Source organism: Streptomyces sp. XM83C (genome assembly GCF_023072675.1).
Classification (GTDB): Bacteria; Actinomycetota; Actinomycetes; order Streptomycetales; family Streptomycetaceae; genus Streptomyces; species Streptomyces thermocoprophilus.
The window spans coordinates 1-7,029 of the sequence record NZ_JALLGL010000308.1 but is presented as its reverse complement, the minus strand read 5'-3'; the positions used below and the strand labels follow the sequence as shown (position 1 = coordinate 7,029).

The 7,029-nt window shown below is 72.7% G+C and carries 9 protein-coding genes; 1 reads left to right on the top strand and 8 read right to left on the bottom strand.

Annotated features, from left to right (window positions below):
- A partial coding sequence (locus tag MTQ10_RS25520) for a methyltransferase (protein ID WP_247472508.1) occupies window positions 1-1,022 on the top strand: 1,022 nt, incomplete at its 5' end.
- A 95-nt stretch (window positions 1,023-1,117) separates the two neighbouring features.
- Here the strand turns inward: MTQ10_RS25520 and MTQ10_RS25515 are convergent.
- The 8 genes from MTQ10_RS25515 to MTQ10_RS25480 form a co-directional block, all read right to left on the bottom strand.
- Window positions 1,118-1,450: a TcmI family type II polyketide cyclase gene (locus tag MTQ10_RS25515; protein WP_247472507.1), complete on the bottom strand. Its 333-nt coding sequence runs from the start codon at window positions 1,448-1,450 to the stop codon at window positions 1,118-1,120.
- 28 nt (window positions 1,451-1,478) lie between these two features.
- Window positions 1,479-1,958 (bottom strand): SRPBCC family protein, encoded by a 480-nt coding sequence (locus MTQ10_RS25510; RefSeq protein ID WP_247472506.1) that lies wholly within the window; start codon window positions 1,956-1,958, stop codon window positions 1,479-1,481.
- 1 nt (window position 1,959) lies between these two features.
- On the bottom strand, window positions 1,960-2,217 hold the full coding sequence (locus MTQ10_RS25505; protein WP_247472505.1) for an acyl carrier protein: 258 nt from the start codon (window positions 2,215-2,217) through the stop codon (window positions 1,960-1,962).
- A gap of 30 nt (window positions 2,218-2,247) precedes the next feature.
- Window positions 2,248-3,498 (bottom strand): beta-ketoacyl synthase N-terminal-like domain-containing protein, encoded by a 1,251-nt coding sequence (locus MTQ10_RS25500; protein ID WP_247472504.1) that lies wholly within the window; start codon window positions 3,496-3,498, stop codon window positions 2,248-2,250.
- On the bottom strand, window positions 3,495-4,763 hold the full coding sequence (locus tag MTQ10_RS25495) for a beta-ketoacyl-[acyl-carrier-protein] synthase family protein (protein WP_247472503.1): 1,269 nt from the start codon (window positions 4,761-4,763) through the stop codon (window positions 3,495-3,497). The genes MTQ10_RS25500 and MTQ10_RS25495 overlap by 4 nt, the downstream gene beginning before the upstream one ends.
- Complete coding sequence (locus MTQ10_RS25490; RefSeq protein ID WP_247472502.1) at window positions 4,760-5,182, bottom strand: cupin domain-containing protein; 423 nt, start codon at window positions 5,180-5,182, stop codon at window positions 4,760-4,762. Before MTQ10_RS25490 ends, MTQ10_RS25495 begins: the two co-directional genes overlap by 4 nt.
- 55 nt (window positions 5,183-5,237) lie before the next feature.
- A complete protein-coding gene (locus MTQ10_RS25485; protein WP_374117688.1) occupies window positions 5,238-6,422 on the bottom strand; it encodes a SchA/CurD-like domain-containing protein in 1,185 nt (394 codons plus the stop codon).
- The coding region (locus MTQ10_RS25480) for a class F sortase (RefSeq protein WP_374117687.1) at window positions 6,358-7,029 on the bottom strand (672 nt) is incomplete at its 5' end. The genes MTQ10_RS25485 and MTQ10_RS25480, both read right to left, overlap by 65 nt.

Here is a 7,029-nt window from a genome sequence, read left to right as displayed (position 1 = left end):
CGCAGACCGCCTCCCCGCCGCCCGCGATGCGGCTGCGCGAGCTGGTGTTCGGCGCGGCCGGAGCCGCCGCCCTGCGCGCCGCCGCCCGCCTCAAGGTCGCCGACGCCCTCGGGGACACACCGCTCGGCGCGGACGCCCTCGCCGCCGCCGTCCGCGTCGAACCCGGGCCGCTGCGCCGGCTGCTGCGCACCCTCGCCTGCCGGGGCGTGTTCACCGAACGCCCCGACGGCACCTTCGCGCACACCGACATGTCCCGGCTGCTGCGCGAGGACGACCCGCACAGCCTGCGCGACATCGCCCTGTGGTGCACCGAACCGTGGACCTGGGACGCCTGGCCGCTGCTCGACCAGGCGGTCCGCACCGGCCACAACGTCGTCGAGGGCCTGTACGGCAAGGAGTTCTTCCCCTGGCTGAACGAGGACGCCCCCGAGTCCGCGGACGTCTTCAACCGGGCCATGACCACCTCCAGCACCCAGTCCGCGCGGGACGTCGCCGCGTTCCTCGACCTCACCGGCGCCACCTCCGTCGCCGACATCGGCGGCGGGCAGGGGCATGTCCTCGCCAGCCTGCTGGAGAAGTACCCCGCGATGAACGGCGCCCTGCTGGACCTGCCCCGCGTCGTGGAGAACGCCGACCCGCGGCTGCGGCCCGGCGGCGCGCTCGCCGACCGGGTGCGGATCGTGCCCGGCGACTGCCGCGAGGCCGTACCGGTCAAGGCCGACGTCTACGTCATCAAGAACATCCTGGAGTGGGACGACGACTCCACCGCCCGCTGCCTGCGCAACGTCATCGACGCCGGCGGCCCCGGCACCCGGGTCGTCGTCATCGAGAACCTCGTCGACGACACCCCCTCCATGGGCTTCAGCACCGCCATGGACCTGCTGCTCCTGCTCAACGTGGGCGGCGCCAAGCACACCACGCACAGCATGTCGACCCGGCTCACCGAGGCGGGCCTCGTCATCGGCGCGGTCGCACCCGTCAACCCGTATCTGCACGCCTTCGACTGCACCGTGCCGGCCTGACCCGGGCAGCGCCCCGAGGAGCCCGCACGACGAACGGCACCGACCGCCCGGCCCGCACGGTCGCGGGGAGGGCGGTCGGTGCCGTACAGGAAGGGTCAGGCGGTGCCGTCCCGCTCCCAGCGGTAGAAGCAGCTGGCCATCGCGTCCTTCGGGGACCGCCAGGTCTCCGGGTCGTACGCGCTGACGTACGCCGACAACCGCTCGCTGACGTCCCGGAACTCGGGATGTCCGGCCACCTTCGCGATGGCCGGGCCCGGGTCCCGTTCGGCCTCGATGAGATGCAGATACACATCGCCGAACTGGAACAGGCTCCGCCGGGTCACGCCCACCAGGTGCGGCAGCTCGCCCCGGTCGGACTCGGCGAAGATCTTCGCGATGTCGGGCGCCGACCCCGGAGCCATCCGGGCGACGATCAGAGTGTGGTGCACGGTGCGTCCTTCCCTCGCCGTGTCCGGGTCAGCCGCTCAGGCCGGGCGTACGGCCCTGCTCGGCGGCGGCCTTCTCGATCCGGTCCCGGATCAGGGCCATCTGCACCTTCGAGTTCCGGTTGATGTTGTCGGTCATCCAGTCGTCGTCGACCGGCGCGTCCGGCTTCATCGCGAAGTCCTGCGTCCACACCATCCGCGTGCCGCCCGGCACCTCCGCGTACGACCACCGGATGTTCATGTGGTCGAACGGCCCGGTCTCCACGCGGCGCGCCTTCACCGTCAGCGTGTCCCGGTCGGCCTCCCGCTCCGACACCCACGACCACACCTTGCCGTTCTCGTCCGGGTGCATGGTCAGCCGGAACGTGACCTTGTTCCCCTCCTGCGAGAGGATCTCCGCCGACGCGTACTCGCTGAACAGCCTCGGCCAGTTCGCCACGTCGTTGGTCATGTCCCAGACCAGGTCGAGGGGCGCCGCGATCGTGATCTCGTTCTCCGTGTGTCCGGCCATGTCACGCCCCCGCCACGAGAGCGCCGTTGACCAGGTCGAGGAACTGCCGGGGCGTCTTGCTGCGTTCCGCGTCCGGGGGGAGCGCGGCGCCGTAACGCTTCTCCAGCTCCCCCACGACGCCCAGCAGACCCAGCGAGTCGATGCCGAGGACGTCGAACGTCGTGTCGTACTGCTGCTCCAGCTCCTCGGGAGGGACGGTCACACCCGCCGCCTTCCTCATCAGCTCCGACAGCTCTTCCACTGTGATGCGGTCACTCATCAGGTGTCGCTCCTTGCGTAGCGTTCGGGTTCACTCGGCCCCGGCGGTCGCGCGCCGCAGCACGAGCGCCGAGTTCGACCCCATGAGCCCCCGGCTGAGGACGAGCACCGTGCGCAGCTCGGCGGGCCGGGCGCGGACGGTCACGAGGTCGAGATCGTGGCTGACGTCGAAGACGTTCGGGGTGGGCGGGATCAGGCCGTGCTCCATCGCGAGCACCGCCGCGGCCGTGTCCAGCACGGACGCCGCGCAGAAACCGCGCCCGATGCCCGTCTTCGGCGCGGTGACGGGGATGCGCGCGCCGTGCGCGCCGAGCGCGTCGGCGATCGCCAGCGCCTCCGCCCGGTCGGCCTCGGGCACGCCGAGCGCGTCGGCGAACACCGCGTCGACCTCGCCGGGCGCGCACCCGGCCTCCTGGAGGGCGCCCGCGATGGCCTGGGCGAGGCCCTGCCGGGTCTCCGCCCAGCGAGAGGCGCCGGTGAAGGTGGCCGCGTGCCCGGCGATCAGCGCCCGCACCCGTGCGCCGCGCTCGCGGGCGGTGCGCTCGTCCTCCACGACGAGCATGGCGCCGCCCTCCGCCGGCACGAACCCGCAGGCCGCGTCGGTGAACGGGCGGTAGGCGCGGTCCGGGTCGGCCTCGGTGGACAGCTCCTCGTAGCCGAGCTGGCACACCATCGAGTACGGCGCTATGGGGGCCTCCGTCGCACCGGCGACGAGGACGTCCGTGCCGCGCCGCACCGCTCGCGCGGCGTGCGCGAGGGCGTCCAGGCCGCCCGCCTCGTCGGCGGCGACGACGGAGCAGGGGCCCTTGTAGCCGCGGCGGATGGAGATCTGGCCGGTGCTGGCGGCGTAGAACCAGGCGATGGACTGGTAGGGGCCGACATAGCGGCTGCCCTTGCCCCACAGCTGTTCCAGTTCCCGCTGGCCGAACTCGCCGCCGCCGGAGCCGGCCGCGGTGACCACGCCGACGGAGAACGGGTCCTGGTCGGTGTCGGCGCGGCCCAGCCGCGCGTCGTCCAGGGCGGCGTCGGCGGCGGTCAGCGCGAAGTGCGTGAACCGGTCGGTCTGCACGAGGATGCGTTCCTCGACCGCCGTGCCCGCCTCGAAGCCGCGGACTTCACCGGCCACGTGCAGCGGCATGTGGTCGCAGCCCTCGCGGGTGATGCGGTCCAGGACGCTGAGTCCTTCCTGGGTGGACTTCCAGAAGGACTCGGTGCTGTGCCCGTTCGGGGCCACCACACCGATGCCGGTGACGGCGGCACGCCGTGGCTGCGGTTCGCTCATCGTGTCCTCTCCCTCGGCCGGGTCAGGACCACCGCGGACTGGAAGCCGCCGAACCCGCTGCCCACGGAGAGCACGGTGTCCATCCGGCGCTCACGCGCGGTGCGCGGCACATAGTCCAGGTCGCACTCGGGGTCCGGCGTCTCGTAGTTGGCGGTGGGGGGAACCACCTGGCGGTCGAGGGCCAGCACACAGGCGGCGACCTCGATCGCCCCGATCGCGCCGAGGGAGTGCCCCACCATCGACTTGATGGAGCTCATGGGCGTGGCGTAGGCGTGCTGCCCCAGCGCCCGTTTGACGGCCGCGGTCTCGTGGCGGTCGTTCTGCTGGGTGCCCGACCCGTGCGCGTTGACGTAGTCGACGGCGGTGGGGTCGAGGCGGGCCCGGTCCAGGGCGGTCTCGATGGCGCGGGCCATCTCCACTCCCTCCCTGGTCAGACCGGTCATGTGGTAGGCGTTGCCGAAGGTGGCGTAGCCGCCCAGCTCGGCGTAGACGCGGGCGCCGCGGGCGCGGGCGTGGTCCAGGTCCTCCAGGACGAGCACGGCGCCGCCCTCGCCCATGACGAACCCGTCGCGGTCGGCGTCGAAGGGACGCGAGGCGTGCTCCGGGTCGTCGTTGTTGGGGGAGGTGGCCCTGATCGCGTCGAAGCAGGCCATGGTGATGGGGGAGATCGGCGAGTCGGACGCGCCGGCGATGCACACATCGGCGCGGCCCTCGGCGATGGTGTGGAAGGCGTAGCCGACGGCGTCCAGGCCGGAGGTGCAGCCGGTGGACACGGTCTGCACGGGCCCCTGCGCGCCGAAGCGTTCCGCGACGGCGGAGGCGAGGGTGCTCGGCGCGAACGCCCGGTGCAGATGGGGTTCGGCCTCGCGGGGATCGACGTCCCAGCGCTGCCCGTGGTGGCTGACGAGGACGTAGTCGTGTTCGAGGCGGGTGGTGCCGCCGACGGCGGTGCCGAGGGAGACCCCGACCCGCCACGGGTCCTCCCGGTCCATGTCCAGTCCGGCGTCGCGTACGGCTTCCTCGCCGGCGACCAGCGCGAACTGGATGTAGCGGTCGCTGCGGGCGATCTGGTCGGCGTCCAGTCCGTGCTCGACGGGGTCGAAGTCGCATTCGGCGGCTATCCGCGACCTGAGGCCGGCCGGGTCGAAGAAGGTGATGCCGCGGGTCGCCGTGCGCCCGGCGGACAGCAGGTCCCAGAACGCGGGGACGCCGATGCCGCCGGGGGCGACGACGCCTATGCCGGTCACCGCCACGCGCCGGCTCATGACCCGGCCACCGCGACGCGATCGGACTGCTCGGAGGTGTCCTCCGTGTCGACGTGGCCCTGGGGCGGCGTCGGCGCGAGCGGGCCGAGGTGGAAGACGAGGCGTGCCTCCACGTTGCCGACGTTGCGGAAGCGGTGCCGCATCCCGATGGGGATCATCAGGCCCTGCTCGGGCTGGAGCGGGTGCGGCTCGCCGTCCAGGTCCACCTCCAGCTGCCCGCACAGGACGTACACGAACTCCTCGGAGTACGGGTGGTAGTGCTCGCCGATGCGGTCGCCGGGCTGCACGATGGCCACGCCCATGAAGCCGCTGGTGGAGCCGACCGTGGCGGGAGTGAGCATGGCGCGCAGGTCGCCGCCGCGCCGGGTGTTGGGCTCGATCTCGCTGAGATCCACGATTCTGGGACGGGAGGTGATCACGACGTTGCTCCGATCGCGTGTGGGGGGTTTCGGGGCGCGGGTGTGCCGAGGGGCGTCAGTTGCCGGGGGAGCGGCGGTCGGTGACGGGCTTCATCCGGGCCTGCTCCAGCAGGTCCGCGAGCGCGTCGTCGGCGGGCAGCTCGGTCAGCTCGGCGATCCGCTTCGGGTCCGTCAGGCCGAGGGCGCGGGCCGGGTCGGCGGCGGACAGTCCGCCGCGTACGTCGATCAGGCGTACGACGACGTCGTCGCGCTGGAAGATGGTGCTGCGCAGCACCGGCCCGGTCGGGTCGTCGGCGGCGGCCTCGTCGTGCTGCGAGAGGAGTTCCGCCAGCCGCATGCCCTTGCCGGGGCGTGCCGGGTAGTACAGGGCGTGCCGTTCGGCGTGCGGGTCGTCCTGCTCGGCGGTGACGTGGTGCACGGCGGGCAGGGCGGCCCGGGTGAAGAAGACCCGCGCGGACTCGGGGTCGTCGAGGTCGCGGTCCTGCTCCAGGTAGGGGTTGATGGCCTCCTCCACGGCACGCACCGCGGGCTGCCGGGCGACGTGGCGGAGCGCGGCGAGGAGGTCGCCGCGCACCTCGATGGCGCGTACGACGCGGTTGCCGTGCATGAACAGGGAGGTGCGGCACAGGCGGGTGGTGTCGTCCACCTTCGGGTCGGGGGAGGCGTAGTCGGAGAGGATCTTCGCGACGACGTCCTCGCTGCCCGGCTTCACGGTGAAGGTGAGGGCGTGCCGGATCAGGCCGTCGCCGATGCGGGGCGAGGTCTGCAGGCGGCGCTCGGCGGGGTCGGCGCTCACGGCGGGTCCGCCGGTCTCGCGGACGATGTGGAAGCGCAGCGGGCGGGTGTCGCGGACGCAGCTGTGCAGGGGTTCGACCATGCGGACGTGTTCCTCGCTGTTGACCCAGGCGAGGAACGGCGGCGCGGATTCCCATTCGCTGGTGATGAGCCACTGGGAGGGGTTCTCGATGGACTGGCAGAGCTGGTCGCTGACGTGCCCGGGCACCGACGCGACCTGGTTGCACAGCTGTTCGTACGCCTCGAGGAACTGCTGCTGGGCCCCGTCGTAGACGTCGACCAGCAGGACGACACGGAGCCTGGAGCCGTCGAAGACGGACTGGGAGACGCGCTGGGAGATCTGGCGGGTCGGCAGCTCCGAGGCGGGAGCGGACCCGGTGTCACATGAGGTGGGCGAAGACGACGAGGTTCTCGGTGTAGTCCCGCACCTTGCGGTCGTAGTCACCCGCACAGGTGATGAGCCGTGCCTCCGGTCGGGTGGCGTCGGCGTACACGCGCTGGTCGGGGAAGTCGTTCTTGGCGAAGGTCTCCGTCTCGTCGACGACGAACGACGCGGTCCGCCCGTCGGCGCGCTCGACGTGGAAGACGTCGCCCTGCCGCAGCTCGCGGAGCCGGGCGAACACGGCGGCGGACGTGGCGGTGTCCACATGACCGGCGATGATCGCGGTGCCCGTCTCGCCGGGGGAGGCGCCCCCGGAGTACCAGCCGACGAGGTTGGTGTCGGCGGCGGGCGGCGGCTTGAGCCGGCCGGTGGCGTCGAGGGAGAGGGTGGTGAAGGGAGCGTCGACGCCGATCTTCGGGACGTACAGCCGTACGGGCGTCGCGCGCGGCAGGGGCCGGGTGGCCGCGTCCACGGACGGGGCGGCCGTGGTCGGCAGGCCGGCCCGGGCGACGGCCGGGGGCAGCGGGGCACGGTCGGAGGTGCCGGCGTCGGAGTTCCGGCCGTTGAGCTGGAGGGCCGCGATGACCAGCAGGCCCACCGCGCACACGGTGGTCAGGCGGGCGCGGGAGCGGCGTGGTTCGGGTTCTCCGGTGCCGCCGGGGGTGGGAGG

Bases quoted from the DNA above. Each gene is read 5' to 3' on its own strand.
- MTQ10_RS25510 (WP_247472506.1), bottom strand. From the start codon at position 1,958: ATGGCCGGACACACGGAGAACGAGATCACGATCGCGGCGCCCCTCGAC.
- MTQ10_RS25505 (WP_247472505.1), bottom strand. From the start codon at position 2,217: ATGAGTGACCGCATCACAGTGGAAGAGCTGTCGGAGCTGATGAGGAAG.
- MTQ10_RS25500 (WP_247472504.1), bottom strand. From the start codon at position 3,498: ATGAGCGAACCGCAGCCACGGCGTGCCGCCGTCACCGGCATCGGTGTG.
- MTQ10_RS25495 (WP_247472503.1), bottom strand. From the start codon at position 4,763: ATGAGCCGGCGCGTGGCGGTGACCGGCATAGGCGTCGTCGCCCCCGGC.